The 21,214-nt window shown below is 72.7% G+C and carries 13 protein-coding genes; 7 read left to right on the plus strand and 6 right to left on the minus strand.

The genetic code is table 11. The annotated features are described in order from the left end of the window. Nucleotides 1-206: 206 nt before the first annotated feature. The 4 genes from ACIOEW_RS39470 to ACIOEW_RS39485 form a co-directional block, all read right to left on the minus strand. A complete protein-coding gene (locus ACIOEW_RS39470; RefSeq protein WP_250970851.1) occupies nt 207-581 on the minus strand; it encodes an RNA polymerase-binding protein RbpA in 375 nt (124 codons plus the stop codon). Between the two features lie 274 nt (nt 582-855). Beyond that, the gene (locus ACIOEW_RS39475) at nt 856-2,232 is read right to left on the minus strand and encodes an MFS transporter (RefSeq protein ID WP_362557008.1); all 1,377 of its coding nucleotides are present in this window, start codon (nt 2,230-2,232) and stop codon (nt 856-858) included. A gap of 45 nt (nt 2,233-2,277) precedes the next feature. Next, entirely contained in the window at nt 2,278-3,042 is a 765-nt protein-coding gene (locus ACIOEW_RS39480; RefSeq protein WP_362557006.1) for a glycerophosphodiester phosphodiesterase, read from the minus strand. Continuing rightward, a complete protein-coding gene (locus tag ACIOEW_RS39485) occupies nt 3,039-3,701 on the minus strand; it encodes a YitT family protein (RefSeq protein ID WP_401970254.1) in 663 nt (220 codons plus the stop codon). The genes ACIOEW_RS39480 and ACIOEW_RS39485 overlap by 4 nt, the downstream gene beginning before the upstream one ends. 102 nt (nt 3,702-3,803) lie before the next feature. Here ACIOEW_RS39485 and ACIOEW_RS39490 point away from each other — a divergent pair, with 102 nt between their 5' ends. Then, complete coding sequence (locus tag ACIOEW_RS39490; protein WP_362557003.1) at nt 3,804-5,303, plus strand: PLP-dependent aminotransferase family protein; 1,500 nt, start codon at nt 3,804-3,806, stop codon at nt 5,301-5,303. Nucleotides 5,304-5,393: 90 nt separating this feature from the next. Here the strand turns inward: ACIOEW_RS39490 and ACIOEW_RS39495 are convergent, their stop codons facing one another. Together ACIOEW_RS39495 and ACIOEW_RS39500 are read right to left on the minus strand one after the other, a co-directional pair. Next, nucleotides 5,394-6,986, minus strand: a complete 1,593-nt coding sequence (locus tag ACIOEW_RS39495) for a hypothetical protein (protein WP_362557001.1) — start codon at nt 6,984-6,986, stop codon at nt 5,394-5,396. A gap of 37 nt (nt 6,987-7,023) precedes the next feature. Then, entirely contained in the window at nt 7,024-7,218 is a 195-nt protein-coding gene (locus tag ACIOEW_RS39500; RefSeq protein ID WP_018103962.1) for a hypothetical protein, read from the minus strand. A 313-nt stretch (nt 7,219-7,531) separates the two neighbouring features. On the opposite strand from ACIOEW_RS39500, the gene ACIOEW_RS39505 reads away from it, so the two are divergent. The 6 genes from ACIOEW_RS39505 (at nt 7,532) to ACIOEW_RS39530 (ending at nt 21,209) form a co-directional block, all read left to right on the plus strand. Next, nucleotides 7,532-7,924, plus strand: coding sequence for an ankyrin repeat domain-containing protein (locus ACIOEW_RS39505; protein ID WP_362556999.1), 393 nt, complete (start codon nt 7,532-7,534; stop codon nt 7,922-7,924). A 219-nt stretch (nt 7,925-8,143) separates the two neighbouring features. Further along, the gene (locus ACIOEW_RS39510; protein WP_362556997.1) at nt 8,144-9,565 is read left to right on the plus strand and encodes a HEAT repeat domain-containing protein; all 1,422 of its coding nucleotides are present in this window, start codon (nt 8,144-8,146) and stop codon (nt 9,563-9,565) included. 187 nt (nt 9,566-9,752) lie between these two features. Continuing rightward, nucleotides 9,753-13,457, plus strand: coding sequence for a hydantoinase B/oxoprolinase family protein (locus tag ACIOEW_RS39515; RefSeq protein WP_401970255.1), 3,705 nt, complete (start codon nt 9,753-9,755; stop codon nt 13,455-13,457). A 164-nt stretch (nt 13,458-13,621) separates the two neighbouring features. Further along, nucleotides 13,622-15,148, plus strand: coding sequence for a hypothetical protein (locus ACIOEW_RS39520; RefSeq protein WP_362556993.1), 1,527 nt, complete (start codon nt 13,622-13,624; stop codon nt 15,146-15,148). A gap of 205 nt (nt 15,149-15,353) precedes the next feature. After that, nucleotides 15,354-16,307, plus strand: coding sequence for a hypothetical protein (locus ACIOEW_RS39525; RefSeq protein WP_362556991.1), 954 nt, complete (start codon nt 15,354-15,356; stop codon nt 16,305-16,307). 81 nt (nt 16,308-16,388) lie between these two features. Then, complete coding sequence (locus ACIOEW_RS39530; protein WP_401970257.1) at nt 16,389-21,209, plus strand: hypothetical protein; 4,821 nt, start codon at nt 16,389-16,391, stop codon at nt 21,207-21,209. Nucleotides 21,210-21,214 lie beyond the last annotated feature (5 nt).

The raw sequence follows: 21,214 nt of genomic DNA on the forward strand, positions 1-21,214 counted from the left end.
CGCAGAGCCGCCCTCGCGTGAACTCGCCGGATCGACCAGCGACTTGCGCTCCCAGCCGGGACCGTGGGCCGGGGGGGGGGGGGGGGGCGGCCCCCCCCCCCCCCCCCCCCGCCCGCCCCCCCCCCCCCCCCGCCCCCCCCCCGCCCCCCCCCCCCCCCCCCGGGGGGCCCCCCCCCGCGGCTCTGTCTCGATGCGGTGCTACGCGGTCAGGCAGACTTCCTGCTGTCCCGCGGATGCACGGCGATATTCATGGCGCCGGAGCGGAGAACCGCCAGCCTCTCGGCCAGCACCTCTTCCAGCTCCTCGCGTGTGCGCCGCTCCATGAGCATGTCCCAGTGCGTACGCGCAGGCTTGCCCTTCTTCTCCTCGGGGCCATCCCCGTCCACCAGGAGTGCCTGGGCGCCACACGCCTTGCACTCCCACTCCGGCGGAATATCCGCCTCTACCGAGAACGGCATCTCAAATCGATGTCCGTTCTGGCATGCGTACTCCACCGCCTGGCGCGGGGCCAGATCGATGCCGCGGTCCGTCTCGTAGCTGGTAACCACGAGTCGCGTGCCGCGGAGAGCTCGCTCACTCATGAATCGTGCCTCCCGGGCTTGTCGCCCACAGGACAAATGTCGCTGTCGTCGTCATCCGGTCAACGTCCGGTCGGCGGCAAAGATTCCCGTTGCCGGTCATGCGTCGCCCGTCGTGCCGCTGCTTTTTCAGGTTTGCGAGTGTTCACGTACCCGCCAATGCCCGGTTTGTCACATCTGGCGGAAGTTGTCACCCAACGGTTTGGATTCTTCCACTCGCAGTAACGGTCCTCCGGGCAGGCCAAAGGCGTACACTACCGGCCTTTCACTTGAACGTCTAAATCCGTTCGGGAACAGGATTCCCCGCCGCTGCCACAGCCAGCCTGACCGGCACCCTCGCGAGCAGTACGGAACCGATCACGAAGAAGACCACCAACGAGATGATCGCATCCCGATAACTGCCGGTCAGCTGGTACGCGAGCCCGAACACCAGTGGCCCCAGCCAGCTCAGCCCGCGGTCGCTCATCTCGTACGCGGAGAAGTACTCGGCCTCCTTGCCGCGCGGCACCAGATGCGAGTAGAGCGACCGGGACAGCGCCTGGCTGCCACCGAGGACCAGGCCGATCGCGGCGGCCAGCGCGTAGAAGAAGAGCGGTGAGCCGGCCGGCAGGAAATACCCGGCGACGAGGATCAGCGTCCAGACGACGAGCGAGCCGAGGATCGTGTGCTTCGCACCGTAGGTCCGGGCCATCCGCCCCATTCCGAGCGCACCGGCGACTGCCAGCACCTGGACCAGCAGCACCGCCGTGATCAGTGTCGTCTGGCTCAGGCCCAGTTCCTCGGAGCCGTACACGGATGCCTGGGAGATGACGGTCTGCACGCCGTCGTTGTAGACGAGGTACGCCAGCAGGAACGAAAGGGTGAGGGGGTGGCGGCGCATGTCGCGCAGAGTCGCCCTCAGCTGCCGCCATCCGGAGCCGACCGCCTCGGTGCTGCCCGGCCTCGTGTTCCGGTCGCGCAGCCGCCGCAGCGGTATGACGGTGAACGCGCCCCACCAGACGCCGGCGGAGGCGAGACAGATCCGTACGGCATCCGACTCGGAGAGGCCGAAGGAGTCGTGGCCGGTGTAGAGGATCAGATTGAGGACGAGGACCAGAGCCCCCGACGTGTATCCGAAGGCCCAGCCCCGGGACGAGACCGCGTCGCGTTCCTCGGGCCCCGCGATCTGCGGCAGATAGGCGTTGTAGAGCACCATCGACACGGAGATCGAGGCGTTCGCCACGATGAGCAGGAACACGCCGAGCAGATAGCGGTGCCCGTCCAGGAAGAACATCGCGGCCGTCGCGGTCGCGCCCGTGTAGGCCGCCGCCGCGAGAAGGGGCTTCTTGCGGCCTGTGCGGTCCGCCGCAGCGCCCACGATCGGCATGAGGATCACCGCGACGACGAGCGAGGCCGAGATCGCGTACGCGAACAGCGACCCGGCGCGGACCGGGATGCCCAGCGGATGGACGTAGCCGTCGGCGTCGGCGGCGGCCTTGGCGACCGACGTCAGATACGGCCCGAGGAACACCGTGACGACGCTGGTCGAGTAGACGGAGCAGGCGAAGTCGTAGAAGTACCATCCGCGTTGCTCGCGGCGTCGCTCGCCGGCGTCGGCCGCTCCGGCGGCCGTGCCGTCCGCAGGCTCGGCGGTGTCCGTGGTCTCGGCGCTCATTGCGCACCCCTCGTCTCTCCCCGTGGAGACGTCACCGGGCCGGCGTCAGGCCCAGGCCCCCCGCTCGCTCAGCACCGAACGCAGCGTCTCGATGTGATCGGTCATGATGCCATCCACCCCGAGGTCCAGGAGCGCGGCCATCCGCTCCGGTTCGTTCACGGTCCAGACGTGCACCTGGAGCCCGCGCGCGTGCGCCTCCCGCACGAAGCGCCGGTCGACGACCCGCACGCCGCCCTGGCTCTCCGGGACCTGCGCGCAGACCGCACCGGCGCGCAGCGCCGCCGGTATGCCGTACGAACGCAGCCGCAGGGCCAGGACGCCGCGGACACCGTAGGAGGTGGCGAGCCGGGGGCCCGCCAGCCGGTGCGCCCTGGCGACCCGCGCCTCCGCGAACGAGCCGACGCACACCCGGTCCCAGGAGTCCGTCCGGCGGATCAGCTCCACGAGGGGCACGAGTGCGGGCTCCGACTTGATGTCCACGTTCCAGCGGGCTTCGGGAAACGCCTCCAGCAGCTCCTCGAACAGCGGCAGCGGTTCGCGCCCCGCTACCCGGGCCCGCTCTATCTCGCTCCACGGCAGCTCCGCTATCCGGCCCCGGGAGTCCGTGACCCGGTCCAGGGTGGCGTCGTGGAAGGCGACCAGCCGGCCGTCCGCCGAAGCGTGCACATCGGTCTCGAAGTAGCGGTACCCGGCGTCGGCGGCGCGGCGGAACGCGGCCGCGGTGTTCTCGATCCCGTCGGCCGCACCGCCCCGGTGGGCGAACGCGAGCGGGGCCGGATGGTCCAGATAGGCATGCCGTACGGAAGTCACTGCGGCAGTATGGCCTGCCCGGATGTCCGGGCGGTGACCGTGGTGCCACCGTCCTCTGTGACCGCGAAGAAGCGCAGGAAGAACTGGGCGAGCGGGCCGATGGCCAGGGCGTACAGGACCGTGCCGACTCCGAGCGACCCGCCGAGCAGGAACCCGGTGACCACGACCGAGATCTCGATCGCCGTGCGGACGAGCCGTATCGACCGGCCGGTCCGCCGGTGCAGCCCGGTCATCAGCCCGTCCCTCGGCCCGGGGCCGAACCGGGCGGCTATGTAGAGCCCCGTCGCCACGCCGTTGAGGACGATCCCCGCGGCCATCACCCCGGCCTGCGCCGCGAGCCCGTGCACCTCCGGGACCAGGGCGAGGGTGCCGTCCATCGCGAGACCGACGGCGAAGACGTTGGAGACGGTGCCGAGGCCCGGCCGCTGCCGGAGCGGGATCCAGAGCAGCAGCACGATGGCGCCGACAATGATGGAGACGACCCCGATGCTGATCCCCGTGCGCTCGGCGAGCCCCTGGTGCAGCACACCCCAGGGCTCCAGCCCGAGACCGGCGACGACCAGCAGCGCCGAACTCGCCCCGTACAGCGCCAGGCCCGCGTAGAGCTGGATCAGCCGTCGGGGGAGGTGCGACCCGCGCGGTACGGCGGTGATGGACAAGTGGTGCCCCCTGGTGTGGTGGTTGTGGACTGCTGCATGTCACTCTGTGGCAGGGGATTGGCTGCCAACTATGGCCAATCCGAGGAAGGTGGACTGATTCTCATGGCGCAGTGGACTTCGGCCGTCGGTGCGGCACAGCTCGCCCGGCAGCTCCACGCCCAGCAGCCCCGGCCAGCGGGCCCCGGCAGCCGCAGGCCGCCCGCCTATCGCGCGCTCGCCGACGGCATCCGGCTGCTCGTGCTGGAGGGCCGCGTCCCGGTGGCCGCCCGTCTGCCGGCCGAGCGTGAACTGGCACTCGCCCTCTCCGTCAGCCGGACGACGGTCGCCGCGGCCTACGAGGCACTGCGGGCCGAGGGCTTCCTGGAGTCGCGGCGCGGGGCCGGCAGCTGGACGGCTGTCCCCGCGGGCAACCCGCTGCCCGCCCGAGGACTGGAACCGCTGCCGCCCGAGGCGCTCGGATCGATGATCGACCTGGGCTGCGCCTCGCTGCCCGCCCCCGAGCCGTGGCTGACCCGGGCCGTTCAGGGGGCTCTGGAGGAGCTGGCTCCGTACGCCCACACCCACGGCGACTATCCGGCCGGCCTCCCCGCGCTGCGGCAGATGATCGCCGCCCGGTACACCGAGAGCGGCATCCCGACGATGCCCGAACAGATCATGGTCACCACCGGGGCGATGGGTGCCATCGACGCGATCTGTCACCTCTTCGCCGGCCGCGGCGAACGGATCGCCGTGGAGTCCCCGAGCTACGCCAACATCCTCCAGCTGATGCGGGAGGCGGGCGCCCGCCTCGTGCCGGTGGCCATGGAGGAGGGGCTCGGCGGCTGGGACATGAACCGGTGGCGCCAGGTGCTGAGGGACGCGGCGCCCCGGCTCGCGTACGTGGTCGCGGACTTCCACAACCCCACCGGCGCCCTCGCCGACGAGGACCGCCGCCGCGCACTGGTGGACGCCGCCCGGTCGGCCGGCACGGTCCTGGTCGTCGACGAGACGATGCACGAGCTGCATCTGGACGACGACGTGCACATGCCCCGCCGCGTCTGTGCCTTCGACCCGGCCGGCAGCACCGTGCTCACCGTCGGATCGGCCAGCAAGGCCTTCTGGGCCGGCATGCGCATCGGCTGGGTCCGCGCCGCGCCGGACGTGATCCGCAGCCTGGTGGCCGCCCGTGCCTACGCGGACATGGGGACTCCGGTCCTCGAACAGCTGGCCGTCAACTGGCTGATGCGCACCGGCGGGTGGGAGCAGGCCGTGCAGATCCGCCGGGAGCAGGCGCGGGACAACCGGGACGCGCTCGTCACGGCGGTGCGCCGGGAGCTGCCGGACTGGGAGTTCACCGTGCCGCGCGGCGGGCTGACGCTCTGGGTGCGCACCGGCGGCCTCTCCGGCTCGCGGCTCGCGGTGGCCGGGGAGCGGGTCGGGGTACGGGTGCCGTCCGGGCCCCGGTTCGGCGTCGACGGCGCCTTCGAGGGCTACGTACGGCTGCCGTTCACGGTCGGTGGTCCGGTGGCGGACGAGGCGGCCCTGCGGCTCGCGGCAGCCGCCCAGCTGGTCGGTTCGGGGGCGGGGGCGGGGGCCGAGGCACCCCGTACGTTCGTGGCCTGAGTGCCTGAGTGCCTGAGTGCTTGAGCGCCTCCGGCATACGACGAGGGGCCCGCTGATCAGCTGATCAGCGGGCCCCTCCCGTTGTCCGGGTCAGTCGCTGAGCGCCAGGCCCTCGACGGCGACGGAAGCGGTCACGGTGTCCGCCATCACCGGGTCGGGGACGCTCGCCTCGACCGCGGTGCGCCGCTCGGGGAGCAGGTCGAGCACCACCTGGCGCTGCGCCTCGCTCGTCGCGTCGTCGTACGGGTCGGGCGTGGCCGGCACCTGGATGCGCAGCACCTGGCCGGTGCCGAGCCGTGCGTACCCACGGCCGGGCGGGACGTCCGGAGTGGGGGTGGTGTGCGGCTCCAGACCGAGGACGGACTCGATCTGACCGGGCGAGCAGTGACCGAGCACGACCCGGGCCCTGGCGTGGGACCGGACGGTGTCGCTCAGGGCGTCCAGGCTGTCCAGCTGTTCGGTCATCACCACGGTGACGTTGGCGGCCCTGCCGTGACGCAAGGGCACCTGGAGCAGCTCCTGCGGATCGGGTCCGCCGTCGGCCGCGGCTAGGTGGCCGAGCACGCTCGGCCGGTCCAGCAGGATCCAGAGGGGGCGCCGGGTGTCCTCGGGGGCGGCCTGGCCGGCCTGCCGGGCCCGGTTGGCGTCGATCAGCCGCCGCTCCGTCTCGTTGGCCGCCCACTCCAGGGTGGACAGCGCCCCGGCCAGTCCGCACTCGACGGCCAGGACTCCCTCGCGCCCGGTGAAGCACGCGTACTCGCCGGTGCCGCTGCCCTCGATGATCAGGATGTCGCCCTGCTGGAGCGCCTGCAGGGCGATGGAACGCAGGAGTGTGGTGGTGCCGCTGCCGGGCTGCCCGGCGATCAGCAGGTGCGGCTCGGTCGAGCGTCCGCCGGTCCGCCAGACGACCCCGGGCGCGTCCCGGGTCTCGTCGCCGTCGCTCACCGGCACCGTGCGCTGCACCGCGTCGTCGTCGGTGAACCCGAGGACGGTCTCGCCGGGGGCGGTGACGAAGCGCTGGGCGGTGAGGGAGGTGGGCAGGGCGTCGAGCACGTTCATGACGAGCTGGTTGCCCTCCTCGTCCCAGCTGAACAGGTACTCGCGGCCACGGCCCGACTTGGCGTGCAGCAGCTGTTCGATCCGGGCGCGGGAAGCGGCCTCGCTGTCGGTGAAGTAGGCGGGATATGTCACACGGAGACTGCTGACGCGGCCGTCGCCGTCGAACTCGTACCCGCTGAAGACCTTGTCCCAGTCGCCTCCGTGCGTGAACAGCGGACTGGGGTCGTCGGCCGTCGAGAAGTACGGCACGAGCGCCTCGTACAGAGCCTGCAGGCGCCCGGTCTCCGCCTCGTCGGGGCCGGTCTTGACGGGTGTGCGTTCCCGTCCCTTCCATGCGGCGGCGCCCATCACCGTGACGAGGGCCAGCAGCGGCCCGTACGGGATGAGCGCGACCACAAGCACGCAGGCCGCGACGAGGAACAGCGTGGGACCACGCCGGTCCTTGGGCGTCGCGGCCCACTTCTGCCGTCCTGCACCGGCCAGCAGCCGCAGACCACGAGTGATCATGATCAGCGGATGGAGCACGTCGGTGGCGCTGTCGGCGGCCGTGCGCGCGAACTCGCGACTGCGAGTGATCGAAGCGCTGCCGCTGCTCAGAATGCGGGGAAGTGGTCGCCGGGCCACGTGTGTCTCCTGAAGGGGTGGGAGCGGGAGCGGAGGGTCAGAACTTGATCCCGCCCAAGAGGCCGGCGAGGCTCGCCCCGCCCGCGGTGATGCTCGGTGCGATGGCGGTGCCGGCCAGATAGAAGCCGAACAGGGCGGTGACGAGGGCGTGCGACGCCTTGAGACCGTCCTTCCTGAAGAACAGGAAGACGATGATGCCGAGGATGACGACGCCTGACATGGAAAGGATCATGAGTGGTTCTCCTGGTTGGGGGGACAGTCACCATGAGTCCTTCCAAGCTCACCGGAAGTATCTATATGATAAAAGCTGCAATTGGGTGAAAAGTCGGTTTTTTCACTGGACTGGCGGACAAGGAGACGTCGGCGGAACGGAAATCCGGAGCCGGGCCGACTCCGTCGTCGCTCGACGTGATCCTTTGCCATGGGCGGGCCGGGGCATGTCCGCTCCCGGGCAGTACCCTGTCGTTTCACTCGTACGGCCCACGCGGCACACGCCCCGGCAGGCCGGCAGCAGCACGAACGGTTAAAGGAAGGCGGTCCCCCCGATGAGCGAAACCCCTGATCCCGCTGTGGTCGAGCTGGCGACCAAGGTCTTCGACCTGGCACGTCACGGCGACGCCGACGCCCTCGCGGCCTACGTCGACGCCGGTGTCCCGGTGAACCTCACCAACGACCGGGGTGACTCGCTGCTGATGCTCGCGGCCTACCACGGGCACGCCCCCGCCGTCACGGCCCTGACAGGCCGCGGCGCCGACCCGGACCGCGCCAACGACCGCGGGCAGACGCCGCTCGCCGGAGCCGTCTTCAAGGGCGAGGACGCGGTGATCAAGGCACTGCTCGACGCGGGAGCCGATCCGGCGGCCGGAACACCCTCCGCGCTGGACACGGCGCGCATGTTCGGCAAGGCCGACCTGCTGGAACTCTTCGGCGCCCGCTGAACGGGCTTCGCCGTAAATGTGGTCGCGGTGGCGAAATGGCTGGGTCATCATGACGTCGCGGGCCCGATTCGGGCCACCGACGAGAGGCAGAGGAAGATGCTCTACACCAGGCAGAAGACGGCGGTCGGCCGATCATGTTGCTGCGCGGCCTAGTGCCCACCCGGCACGTGGAACTGCACAGTCCCGGTTGCGTCGACAGCTTGATGTGAGGCTTTTCCCATGTTTGATCCGTTCATAGCGCCGAGCGGCACCCTGCTCGGCCTGCTGCAGAGGGGCCGCGGCGACGGCACGCTCCACGCACTCGCCGCACCACGCCCCGAGGCCCTGGCGGCTCTCAACCACTGCGTTCTGAGCGACCCGCGTCACGACTGGCAGGTCGAGAACCGCTCCCTCTACTACGCCCGCCTGTACCTCGATCTCGACGGCGGGATCGAGGAGATCGAGCGGCACCTGTGCGATACCGACGACCACCTCGACACGGACGACTCACGGACCGGCCTGGCCCTGGCGGTCCTCGGACACCTCGCCTCGTACGGCCGCGACGACGCCCTGGCCCTGCTGCGGCGCTACGCCGTGACCGGCTCCAACTGGGCCTGGGCCCTGGACGAGCTGGCGCTGCGTGACGACGACGCCGGGCTCCGGTCCCTCGCCGTGCCCGTGCTCGCCCGGTTCCCGGACAACGCCGAGGGCCGCGCCGAGCTGGCCGCCACCGTGCGTGACGCCTACGAGCCGCGCCCCTGGCGGCTCTGGGCCGACGATCCGCGCGCCTCGGTCGGCGCCCGGGTCAGAGCCGCCTCCGAACAGGGCTCGTTCGACCGTTGGCAGCGGCAGATGCGGCCAGGCGGCCCTCGCCCGGGATGGAGTGTCCAGGCGGTGTTCGACTGGGCCCAGGAAGGGCTCGACCGCGGCAGCTCCCTCCATGTGCCGGCCGCCCGCTGCCTCTCCGCGGTGGCGGGGCCCGAGGACCGGCCCGTGATCGTCGAGGCCGCCCGCAGCGGTCCGGAAGGCGCCCGCTGCGCCGCGTTGCACTACCTCGCCGCCGAGGTCCGCGATCCGGCCGTGCTCGACCTGATCGAGGCCGCGGCGGTCAGCGGCTCGCGCACCGTCGCCGAAGCGGCCGTCGCCGCCTTCGAGCGGATGTGCGGCGAACCTGCCGTGGAACGCGCACGCCGCTGGGCCCGACGGCCCGACGCGCTCGGCGCCTCGGCGGCCGGTGTGCTGGCCGGCCGCGGCGGCGCGCAGGACTCCCCGCTGGTGCTCGGCGCCCTGCGTGACGCCGTACGGGGCGAGGGGCCGGACGCGCCTCGCCTGTGGTCCCTGGTCGACGGCGCCGGCCGGCTCGGCATCGCCTGCGCCGCTCCCGTGCTGCGCCACGTGTACCGGGAGACGTCCTCCTCCCATCTGCGGGGCAGGGCCGCCCGGGCCCTTGCCGCCACCGACCCCTCCTTCGCCACCGGCTTCGCCGTCGAATGCCTGTGGGACTGCGAGGAGACGACCCGGGAGGTCGCCGCACGCCACGCGGAGACCGGTGACATCAGGGTGGCCGAGCGCCTGCGCCGGCTGGCAGCCGATCCGGCCGAGGAGGCCGAGGTGCAGTCGGCCGTACGCAGCAGGATCGGACCGGACGCACCGGCGGTCTGACGGGGCCGGACACCCCGCCCCGGGGACCGCACAGCCGTGAAACCGCAGGAGCGCAGCGCGTCGGGGGCGCGCCGCGCCGTACCGATCCCACCACCCGATCCCACCACCCGGGTCCTCCGCCACTCCCCGGCCGCATCCCCACCGCGCCCTGCGCCCCGTTCGAAGGGCCGCGCGCCACTATGGAGGGATGACCGGACGCTGGGAGTTCTGGATCGACCGAGGCGGCACGTTCACCGATGTGGTGGGCCGGGATCCTGACGGGCGGCTGGTCACCCGCAAGCTCCTCTCGTACGACCCCGAGCGCCACCGGGACGCAGCCGTGGCCGGCATCCGGCTGCTGCTGGGGCTCGCACCGGACGAACCGGTCCCCGCCGACCGGGTCGCCGCCGTCAAGATGGGCACCACCGTCGCCACGAACGCCCTGCTGGAGCGGCGCGGTGAACCCACCGTCCTGGTCATCACGGAAGGCTTCCGGGACGCCCTGCGCATCGCGTACCAGAACCGGCCCCGGCTCTTCGACCGCCGCATCCTGCTCCCCGAGGCCGTGTACGAGCGGGTGATCGAGGTCCCCGAGCGGGTCGACGCCCACGGGCGGACCGTCAGGCCCCTGGACCGGGCCGCGGTGGCGGAGCGGCTGCGTGCCGCGCGAGGCGACGGCCTGAGCAGCGCTGCCGTCGTCCTCATGCACGGCTACCGCCACCCGGACCACGAGAAGGCGGTCGCCGCCGAGGCCCGTGCGGCGGGGTTCACCCAGATCAGCTGCTCCCACGAGGTCAGCCCACTGATCAAGCTGGTGCCGCGCGGCGACACCACCGTCGTCGATGCCTACCTCTCGCCGATCCTGCGTCGGTACGTCGACACGATCGCCGCCGAGCTCGACGGCATCCGGCTGATGTTCATGCAGTCCAACGGCGGCCTGCGCGAGGCCGCCCGTTTCCGGGGCAAGGACGCGGTGCTCTCCGGACCGGCCGGCGGGGTCGTCGGCATGGCCCGTACCTCCGGGCAGGCCGGCTACGACCGGGTGATCGGCTTCGACATGGGCGGCACATCCACCGACGTCTCGCACTACGCGGGCGAGTTCGAACGCGAGCTCGGCACCGAGGTGGCGGGCGTACGGATGCGCGCCCCCATGATGAACATCCACACCGTCGCGGCGGGCGGCGGTTCGGTCCTGCACTTCGACGGCCGACGCTACCGGGTCGGCCCCGACTCGGCCGGAGCGGTGCCCGGCCCGGCCTGCTACCGCAGGGGCGGGCCGCTGACCGTCACCGACGCCCAGGTGATGCTCGGGCGGATCCAGCCGGCCCATTTCCCGGCGGTCTTCGGCCCCGACGGGAACCTGCCCCTCGACGAGGACATCGTGCGCGAGCACTTCGAGACACTCGCCGACGAGGTCGCACGGGCCACCGGGACGAGGCGCTCGGCAGCCGAGACCGCCGCCGGATTCCTGGAGATCGCGGTGCTCAACATGGCGAACGCGGTCAAGAAGATCTCCGTGCAGCGCGGGCACGACATCACCCGCTACGCCCTCACCGGCTTCGGCGGCGCGGGCGGCCAGCACGTCTGCGCCGTCGCCGACGCCCTCGGCATCGACACGGTCCTCGTACCCCCGCTGGCCGGTGTGCTGTCCGCCTACGGCATCGGGCTGGCCGACGCCACCGCCATGCGCGAACAGTCCGTCGAGGCGCCGCTCGACACCTCCACCCGGGCCCGCCTGGGCGAACTCTGTGACGCGCTGGCCGCCCGTACCCGGGCCGAACTGCGCGCCGACGGCGTCCCGGACCGCGCGATCAGCACCCGGGCGCGCGTACTCCTGCGGTACGAGGGAACCGACGCCAGCCTCTCCGTCGACCTGGACACGGCGACCGCCATGACCGAGGCGTTCACGGGCGAGCACCGCGCGCGCTACGGCTTCACGATGGACCGGCCGCTCGTCGTCGAGGCGGTCTCCGCCGAGGCGACCGGGACGGCGGGGGAGCATGCCGCGCCGCGACCGTCCGGACCGGAGCGTGGCGGCGCCGACGCGCCGCGCTCCCATGACACGGCACTGCGTGGCGGGGCCCGCGCGTCGCAGTCCCATGAAACGGCACGGATGTTCGCCGGGGGGCACTGGCAGGACGCCGCCCTCCACCGCAGAGCGGACCTGCGGCCCACGGACACCGTGAACGGTCCGGCCGTCATCGCCGAGGCGGACGCCACCACCGTCGTCGACCCGGGCTGGCAGGCCGTCCCCGGCGCCGCCGGTCATCTGATCCTGACCCGCGCCCTTCCGCGGCCCGCGAGACAGGCCGTCGGCACCCGTGTCGACCCGGTCATGCTGGAGGTGTTCAACAACCTCTTCATGTCCATCGCCGAGCAGATGGGCGTGCGCCTGGAGAACACGGCCCACTCCGTCAACATCAAGGAGCGGCTCGACTTCTCCTGCGCCCTTTTCGACGCGGACGGCAACCTGATCGCCAACGCGCCGCACATCCCTGTACACCTCGGTTCCATGGGGGAGTCCATCAAGGAAGTGCTGCGCCGCAACCACGGAACGATGCGGCCCGGCGACGTGTACGCCATCAACGATCCGTACCACGGTGGTACGCATCTGCCCGATGTGACCGTCGTGACGCCGGTGTTCGACGAGACGGACGGCGTTCCCGCGCTGAGCTTCCTGGTGGCATCGCGGGGCCACCACGCCGAGATCGGCGGCATCACGCCCGGCTCGATGCCGGCCTTCAGCCGTACCGTCGACGAGGAGGGCGTGCTCTTCGACAACTGGCTCCTGGTACGGGACGGTACCTTCCGCGAGGCCGAGACCCGCGAGCTGCTCACCACCGCCGCGTACCCCTCCCGTGACCCGGACACCAACCTCGCCGACCTGCGCGCCCAGATCGCGGCCAACGAGAAGGGCATCGCCGAACTGCGCCGCATGGTCGATCAGTTCGGCCCCGACGTCGTCGACGCCTACATGGGGCACGTGCAGGACAACGCCGAGGAGTCCGTGCGGCGCATCGTCGCCGGGCTGCGGGACGGCCACTGCCGGTACGAGACCGACAACGGCGCCGTGATCGAGGTGACGCTGACCGTGGACCGGGAAGCCCGCAGCGCGGTCGTCGACTTCACCGGCACCTCACCGCAGCAGCCGGGCAACTTCAACGCGCCGAAGTCGGTGGTCATGGCCGCTGTGCTGTACGTGTTCCGGACCCTGGTGGCCGACGACATCCCGCTCAACAGCGGCTGCCTCACCCCCCTGGAGATCAGGGTCCCGGAGGGCTCGATGCTGGCCCCCGTCAGCCCGGCGGCCACGGTCGCCGGCAACGTCGAGACCTCGCAGGCCGTCACGGGAGCGCTGTACGCCGCACTGGGAGTCCAGGCCGAGGGCTCGGGCACCATGAACAACCTCACCTTCGGCAACGACCGGGTGCAGTACTACGAGACGGTGGCGAGCGGTTCGGGTGCGGGGGACGGCTTCGACGGCACCGACGCCGTACAGACCCACATGACCAATTCGCGGCTCACCGATCCCGAGATCCTGGAATGGCGCTACCCCGTGCTGCTGGAGAGCTTCCGGGTGCGCGAGGGAAGCGGCGGGCCCGGCCACTGGCGTGGCGGCTGCGGGGTGGAACGCCGGATCCGCTTCCTCGAACCCGTCACGGTCGCGTTGCTCACCGGACACCGCCGCGTCCCGCCGTACGGCATGGCCGGCGGCGGGACGGGCGCCCTCGGCAGCCAGCACATCGAACGCCCCGACGGGGGCCGTACCCCGCTGAAGGGCTGCGACACCGCCGACCTGGACGCCGGGGACGTACTTGTCATCCGCACCCCGGGCGGCGGGGGCTACGGAGCCCCGGACACGACGGGCGGCGGGGGTCACCGGGCCTCGGACACGACCGGCGGCGGGGGCTGAAGAGCCCCGGATGCGGGCGGGGGCGGGGGGCTACCGGGCCCCGGACGACGACGGGCAGCCGGGCTCGTGGAGACCCCCACGGCGGGGCATGACCGACTCCGGGGCAACCGGCCGCATCTGCGCCGTTTCGACCGTTGTCAGTCCGAGGACCTAATCTGTGCAGCGTGACTTCGCCTGCCTACACGGAAAACGCTGCGCCCCAGCTCAGCGCGGGGCCGCGGCCCGCACCGGGCCCGGCCGCCGACGAGGGGCTCTCGCGGCGGCTGCGCGCGCTCGCCTGCACGGCGCCGCTGCACGACCTCGACGTGCGCAAGGCGAACCTCGCCGGTGAGTACACCGTGTACGCGATGGCCGAGGTCGCCCTCGCGGCTATCGACCACGTCACTCTCAACATGGACTTCGACACCGGGGCCGACCACGACCAGATAGTGGCCAGACTGCTTCCCCGCGTCGCCGCGCAGGCCCCGGCCCGCCCCGTCGCCGAGCACGAACGGGTCGCCCGCTGGGTGCTGGAGAACCTCATCAACGTCGGCAGTGTGGACCGCGGCTTCCGGGCGGTCTACGGCACCTTCGGGGCCGACGGCGTCTACGTGCGCCGGGACTACGACTTCAAACTGATCGAGGAAGTCCCGGGATACGGCGGCACCGTATACCTGCGAGCCACCGACGAAGCGGTCAACGTCCTGGTCGGCGCGCTCGACACGGATGTCACCAGCGCCCAGATCGCCGCGGAGGTGAAGCTGGAGGTCCTGATCAGCCGGGGCCGCCTCGCCGACGCCCAGCTCGCAGCGGAGCAGGCCCGCTACCGGACCGTGCAGTACGCGGAGACGCTCCGTAAGACGCTCGACGCGACCCGGCGCAACGTCCGCGCGGTCGACTGGCTCAACGCCGTGCCCGACATGATCGCCGAGGCACTCGACCACGTCGCCGACCGGTACCGCCACGAGAACGCGATCCTCACCAACATCCGCAAGGCCCGGGACGAGGCCGAGGAGCCCGAGCACAAGAGGCGCGCCGCCGAGCTCGTCGACATCGTCAAGGACTGCATCCGCCGCCACACCCAGCTCCAGTCCCGCCTGCTGGAGGCCGGACCGCTGTTCCGCGCCGAGCAGGACCGCCAGGCCTTCGCCGCGCCCGCCGCCCGCGCGGGACTCGACCTGTACGGACAGCTCCTGGCCCCGCTGCTGCCGCTCCCCGTCGAGCAGGCGATCCGGGCCACCGACGCGTTCTTCGCGAACGGCACAGGGTTGCGCACCCCCACCTCGGTCCGGGTGGGTGACCTGGTCGACATGCTGCTCACCCCGCCGCTCGAACGGGAACACCTGGGCGCCGAGATGCCCGAGCCCGATCTGATCGCCACCCCGGACGACAGCCGGTTCAGCGAGGAGCAGTTGGCCTCCGCGATGGAGCTGCTCGACCTGGAACACGACGCACCGCGCCGCCTCTCCGGACTTCTGGCCGAGGCCCGGCGGCGCGACGCGGACCTGCCCTACCTGGTCGCCCTGCTCGCGGTGCACGCCGCCAGCCCGCCGGTCGGCACCGCATACCGCCAGGGCGAGCGTCGGCTGCTGTTCTCCGTGGACGACGGCACCCAGCTGGAGGACCCCGAGTTCGGCGGCGCCGACCTGATCGTGGGCATGGCCCTGCTGGACGCCGTCGGCATGGCAGCGGACCGCGCGGAGGCGACATGAGGACGGGCCCCACTCCGGCCGCCCTTGCGAGAACCGGCGCCGCAGCCACACGCACCGCGGCCGGTCACTCCGTACCGACGACGCTTTGCAACGTCGGCGGCCCGGTACCGAAGACGTTTCGTACCGTCGGCGGCCCGGTACCGAAGACTTTCCGCACCGTCGGCGACCCCGTATCGAAGACATTCCGCAACAAGGAGCGACCGTCGTGAGCGACCACCGCGCAGAGCACACCGACGCGTGGAACGAGCCGACCGCCGCGCACCCGGCCGACCGGGCGACACCCATGGCCGGCCACCCCGCCGACCGGCCCGCCTCCGGGCCGTCGGCCGCCCCCGCCCCCGTCACCCCAGCCGATGCGGCGGACGCCTCCCGGCTCGTCGCCTTCGGGCTCCAGCCCAAACTGCTGCCCGCCCGCGACGCCGAGTACGCCGATCTGCTCCGCCGCTACCGGGAGGAGCCGGCCTTCGCCCGGCTCGTCGACGCCGTGGCCACCGGACTCGGCCTAGTCGTGCTGGAGGTGTCCACCCGGGCCGGCATGGCCGTCACGGCGGGCGAGGACTCGGTCTTCGCCGTGCGCATGGGCGACTACGCCCGGCGCGCCTCCTCGGACTCCGCCGACCGCTTCCTCCACGGGCTGGCGCACCTGGCCGTCGCCGCGATGGCCTTCCCGCGCCCCGAGGACCTCGCCGACGACGCGTACATCGGCCGGATCACGGTCAACGGCGTCGACGCCTTCGTCCGCCAGGCGTGCCACCGTCTGGAGGAGCGCGCGGAGGAACACGGCGACAACACCGACCCGGCCAGTGACGCCCCCGGCCTGGAGGCCGGCTGGCGGATCTACGCCCGTCGCAGCGCCACCGGAGCGACGAAGGACGCCCGCCGCCTGGCCGGCTCCACCACCGGCATCGTCGGCAAGGCCGTGGCCTTCCTCACCGACTCCGGCTTCCTCCAGCGCACCGGTGACGACGCCGGAGGCGCCTTCCGCACCACCGCCCGCTACCAGCTCCAGGTACGGGACATGGCAGGCGGTGCCGCGATGGCCGAGCTCCTGGAACTGGGCGTGGTGCCGGTCACCGACGGATCGGCGACCTTGCTGCCGCCACCCGACCCCAACGACCTGGAACTGGCGGCCGACGCCGGTCTGCCGTTCCACAGCTGACCGCCCCCCGCCGGGGCCGGCCCTGACCGCCCCGCCATCGACGTCTCCTTCCCGCTGCCTGAACGACGAGAGTCCGCCGCCATGTACGAGCTGTCCCGGGTCCGCCTCTACTCCATCGGGCCTGCCGGCGCGCGCTACGCCGACACCGTGCTCGACCTGCGCGGGGTCGGCGAGCCAGTGCCCCACCCCGCACCGGCCCAGGCGGAGTTCTTCGAGGACGAGCCGGTCGGGCCGCCGCGTCGGCCCGCGCCCGCCGGGGTGCTGTTCCTGGAGAACGGCGGCGGCAAGTCCGTCCTGCTGAAGCTGATCTTCTCGGTGATGCTGCCCGGTCACCGAAACACCCTCGGCGGCGCCAGTTCCGGCGTGCTGCGCAAGTTCCTGCTGGCGGAGGACTGCGGACACGTCGCGCTGGAGTGGCAGCACACGCTGACCGGCGAGTGCGTGGTCGTCGGCAAGGTCAGCGAGTGGCGCGGGCGGCAGGTCTCCAACGACCCGAGGAAGTTCGCCGAGGCCTGGTACTCCTTCCGCCCCGGGCCCGGGCTCAGCCTCGACTCGCTGCCCGTCGCGGAGGCCAGTTCGGTCGGCCGCCCCGCCGAGGGCGTCTCCGGGGCCCGCGGCAGGCGCCGCACCATGAAGGGCTTCCGCGATGCGCTGACCGAGGCGGGCAAGTTCTACCAACACCTCGACGTGCACTGGGAAGAGATCCACGACCGCTGGAACGAGCACCTGGGCGAGCTGGGCCTGGACCCCGAACTCTTCCGCTACCAGCGCGAGATGAACGCCGACGAGGGCGAGGCGGCCGGGCTCTTCGCGGTGAAGAAGGACTCCGACTTCACCGACCTGCTGCTGCGCGCCGTCACCGACACCCGCGACACCGACGGCCTCGCCGACCTCGTCAGCGGCTTCGGGAACAAGCTGGGCCGCCGTGCCGAGCTCACGGCCGAACGCGACTTCACCGCAGGCTCCGTCGACCTGCTCGGCCGCATCGTGGAAGCCGCCGAAGCTCGCGCCAGGACCCGGGACATCCATGCCGGTGCCGAGCGACGCACCCGCACCCTGGCCCGCAGGCTCTCCGCCCGCGCCGGTCTGGAGCGCGGCCGGACCGCGGAGCTCGCCCAGCAGGTCACCGGCGCCGCCCACACCGTCACCGGTGCCGAGGACACCCGAAGCCGCAGCGCCCTGATCGCCGCCGAACTCGCCTACCGGCATGCCTCCCTGGCCCTCACCGCGGCCGAGAAGCGTGCCGCCGCCCAGCGCAGGGAACTCGGCGACGCCCGCACCCTGCACTCCGCCTGGCAGGCCGCCGAGGCGGTGCTCCGTCACCGGGCCGCCGCCGACCGTTCCGCCCGCGTCGCCGTCGCGATCCGCGAGGCCGAGCGCGACGCCGCCCCGGCCCTGGCCGCCCGCGCCACCGCGGCCGGCGATCTCGTACGGGCCCTGCACACCGCCGCGGAAGCGGGCGAGGGCGTGGCCAACGAGGAGGAGGAGCGCTCCGACACCCTTCAGACGGCGGGCGAGGCCGCCCACCGCGACGCCACCACCGCTGCCACCGAGGCCCAGCGCGCCCGCAGCGAGGCCGGCCACCTGCGCCAGCGCCTCGCCGAGGTGGAGCAGGAGACCGCCGAAGCCGTCCGCGCGGGCTGGCTCGACGACACCGCGCCCAATGCGGACCCTGCCCGCGCCGCGCTCGCCGCCAACGACGCCGAACAGTCCGCCGTAGCCGCATGGGACATCGCCCGTGAGGCCGCCGGAACCGCGGCGGACCGGTCCAGGCAGGCCACCGCGGCCGAGAGCCGGGCCGAACTCGCCGCGGCCCGTGCCGCCGATGGTGCACGCGCCGCCGAGCAGGCGTACGAGGCCGAGCTCAGGGCCGCCGAGTCCATCGCCGCCGACCACCGCCTCGCCGACCTCCTGGGCCTGCCAACTGCCGGAGGTGTTCCCCGGCCCCGGCGGGGCACGCAGGGCGCACAGGACGGTACCGAGGACCGGCAGCAGTACGACGAGGGCGTGGGCGCGGAGTCCGGCTCCGCCGCCCCGGAGGGGACCGAACCGGCCGCTCACGGTGCCCACACCGCCGCGGCAGCACAGCCCCGGTCTGCCGAACAGCCCCTCACGGCAGACGAGTTGGACCGCAGCGCGGAAGAGCTGCGGGACCTCCTCGACCAGGGCGTCGCCTCCGCCGAACGGCGGCTCTTCGAACTACGCACCGCTGCTGCGGACGACTCCCGCATCCTGGGCGCGCTCGGCGACGGCGGACTGCTGCCGCCGGGGCCCGACGTCCTCGCCACCGTCGAATACCTCGGCGAACACGGCATCCCGGCACTGCCGGGGTGGCGCTACCTCGCCCAGGCCGTCGACCCCGCCGACCACGCGGCCGTACTCGCGGCCCGCCCCGAGCTCGTCGACGGCGTCGTGATCACGGACCCGGGCGCGCACGCCCGCGCCCGTGAGGTCCTCGGTGCCGCAGCCCTCCTGCCGCGCTCCGCCGTGGCCGTGGGCACCGCTGCCGCGTTGCTCGCCCCCGTGCCGGACCCCGCCGCCGGGTCCGCCGCGAGCACCGACGGCGTGTTCCTCGTCCCGCCGAACCCGGCGATGCACGACGAGCACGCGGCCGACGAGGAACGGCAGGCGCTCAGGAGCCGGACCGCGGCCCGCGACGAGGACATCCGTACGCTGGCGGCCCGCCTCACCGGGGACCGCTCGCTCGCCGCCCGTATCGGCTCCTGGCGCGCCGACTGCCCGCCCGGCATGCTCACCGAGCTCGCCGAAGCCGCCCGCACCGCCCGTACGGCCGCCGAGACGGCCCAGGCCGTTCTCGCCGAGGCCCGTACCGTGCGGGCCGAGGCAGACGAGGCCGCGGCGGACACCGCCCGCGTCCGCGACGAACGCCAGGAGGCCGCCCAGCGCGCCCGCCGTGCCGCCGACGCGCTCGCCGGACTCGCCTTCCGGCTCCGCGAACGGGCGGGCTGGCAGGCGAAGCTGCGCGAACTGGTCGACGAGGCGGCCGAGTCCGAGGCCCGGGCCACCGTCTGCCTGGAGCGGGCCCGCGCCGCCGACGAGGACCGCAGGGCCGCCCAGCGAGCAGCCGACGACGCCCGCCGCACCGCCCGCGCACTGCGTGCCGAACGGGCCGAGATCGCCGGCGCCCCGGAGCACCTCCCGGAGCCGGAGGCGGGCGCCCCGCGCCACACCCTGCCCGCCCTGCGTGAGGCCTACCGGGCAGCCTCCCAGCTCTACGAGAAGGTCGGCGTCGGCGCCGACCTGCGCGCCGAACAGGCGCGCGCGGAGAGCGACGAGAGCGCCGCACTGGCCGAGCTCGACCGGCTCACCAACAAGGTCCGCACCCGGGCCGCCCAGCTCCTGGAGAGCACGGACGGCGCCGACGGGCCCTCCCGGCAGGCCGCCGCCGCCCGGGCCGAGTCCCTGGTCCAGCTCCTGGAGACGCGCGCATCGGCCGCCAGCGAGCAACTGGGGCGGTTGCGCGGCGAGGCCGAGCGGCTGGCCCCGGCCGACGGCGAGAGCCTGCACACCGAACTCCCCGACGACCAGGCTCCCGCCGACGCCGAACAGGCCCAGGCACTGCTTCGTACCGCGACGGCCGAGCTTGCCGCCGCGACCGCCGCACTGGACACCGCCCGAGCCGCCCACGCCGAGCTGCTCCACGCCCACCGCACCGCCGAGGACTCGGCAGGCGGCTTCGACGAGACAGCTGCCCTGCTGCGTGACCTCCTGCGGGACCACGGCGTCGAGGACGACCCGGAGGACCCCGAGCCGTATCCCGGCAGCCTGGAGGAGGCCCGGCAGTCCGCGGCCGAGGCCCGCCGCTCACTGCGCGGCTGCGCCGCCGACCTGTCCACCGCGGAAGCGGCCGTACGGGAGGCGAGCGACGTCCTCGTACGGCACGCCAACTCCACTCGCTACGAACAGGTCCGCACCCCGGCCCGCCAGCAGATCCGCGAACTCCCGGCTGCGGCACTGCCCGAGCACGCACAGAAGTGGGCGACGGCCTTCGCGCCCCGGCTGCGGGTCCTCACCGACGAACTGGCCCAGCTGGAGCGCAACCGCGACTCCATCGTCGACCGGCTGCGCGGCCTGGTGGACTCCGCGCTCACCACGCTCCGCTCCGCCCAGCGGCTCTCCCGGCTTCCCGAGGGCCTGGGGGAGTGGTCCGGCCAGGAATTCGTGCGGATCCGCTTCGAGGAACCCGACCAGGCCACCCTCACCGAACGGCTCGGCGAAGTCATCGACGAGGCGACCAAGGCGGCTCTGAAGAAGAACTCCGACCTGCGCCGCGACGGGATGTCCCTGCTGCTGCGCGGTGTACAGGCGGCACTGGAGCCCCGGGGCATCGCTGTGGAGATCCTGAAGCCGGACGCTGTGCTGCGAGCCGAGCGGGTGCCGGTCGGGCAGATGGGCGACGTCTTCTCGGGTGGTCAGCTGCTCACCGCGGCCATCGCCCTGTACTGCACGATGGCCGCCCTGCGCAGCAACGACCGCGGCCGTGACCGGCATCAGCACCGTCACGCGGGGACGCTGTTCCTCGACAACCCCATCGGCCGCGCCAACGCCACGTATCTGCTGGAGCTCCAGCGGGCGGTCGCCGATGCGCTGGGCGTCCAGCTGCTGTACACCACAGGGCTCTTCGACACGACGGCGCTCGCCGAATTCCCGCTGGTGATCAGGTTGCGCAACGACGCGGACCTGAGGGCCGGGCTGAAGTACATCAGCGTCGAGGAGCACCTGCGCCCCGGACTGCCCCAGCAGGACCCGGGCGGCGAGACCGTGCACGGAGAGATCACCGCCACCCGGATGTTCAAGCGGTCCGCTCCGGCACCGGATGTGCCCGCGGCCCGGACCGAGGACGCACACCGCCGGGCTCCGGAGCCCGGCACGGCCCCGTAGAAGGA

Origin of the sequence: Streptomyces sp. NPDC087901, assembly GCF_044742205.1 — a bacterium.
GTDB lineage: Bacteria > Actinomycetota > Actinomycetes > Streptomycetales > Streptomycetaceae > Streptomyces.

Bases quoted from the DNA above. Each gene is read 5' to 3' on its own strand.
- ACIOEW_RS39470 (WP_250970851.1), bottom strand. From the start codon at position 581: ATGAGTGAGCGAGCTCTCCGCGGCACGCGACTCGTGGTTACCAGCTAC.
- ACIOEW_RS39475 (WP_362557008.1), bottom strand. From the start codon at position 2,232: ATGAGCGCCGAGACCACGGACACCGCCGAGCCTGCGGACGGCACGGCC.
- ACIOEW_RS39490 (WP_362557003.1), top strand. From the start codon at position 3,804: ATGGCGCAGTGGACTTCGGCCGTCGGTGCGGCACAGCTCGCCCGGCAG.
- ACIOEW_RS39500 (WP_018103962.1), bottom strand. From the start codon at position 7,218: ATGATCCTTTCCATGTCAGGCGTCGTCATCCTCGGCATCATCGTCTTC.
- ACIOEW_RS39505 (WP_362556999.1), top strand. From the start codon at position 7,532: ATGAGCGAAACCCCTGATCCCGCTGTGGTCGAGCTGGCGACCAAGGTC.
- ACIOEW_RS39510 (WP_362556997.1), top strand. From the start codon at position 8,144: ATGTTTGATCCGTTCATAGCGCCGAGCGGCACCCTGCTCGGCCTGCTG.
- ACIOEW_RS39515 (WP_401970255.1), top strand. From the start codon at position 9,753: ATGACCGGACGCTGGGAGTTCTGGATCGACCGAGGCGGCACGTTCACC.
- ACIOEW_RS39530 (WP_401970257.1), top strand. From the start codon at position 16,389: ATGTACGAGCTGTCCCGGGTCCGCCTCTACTCCATCGGGCCTGCCGGC.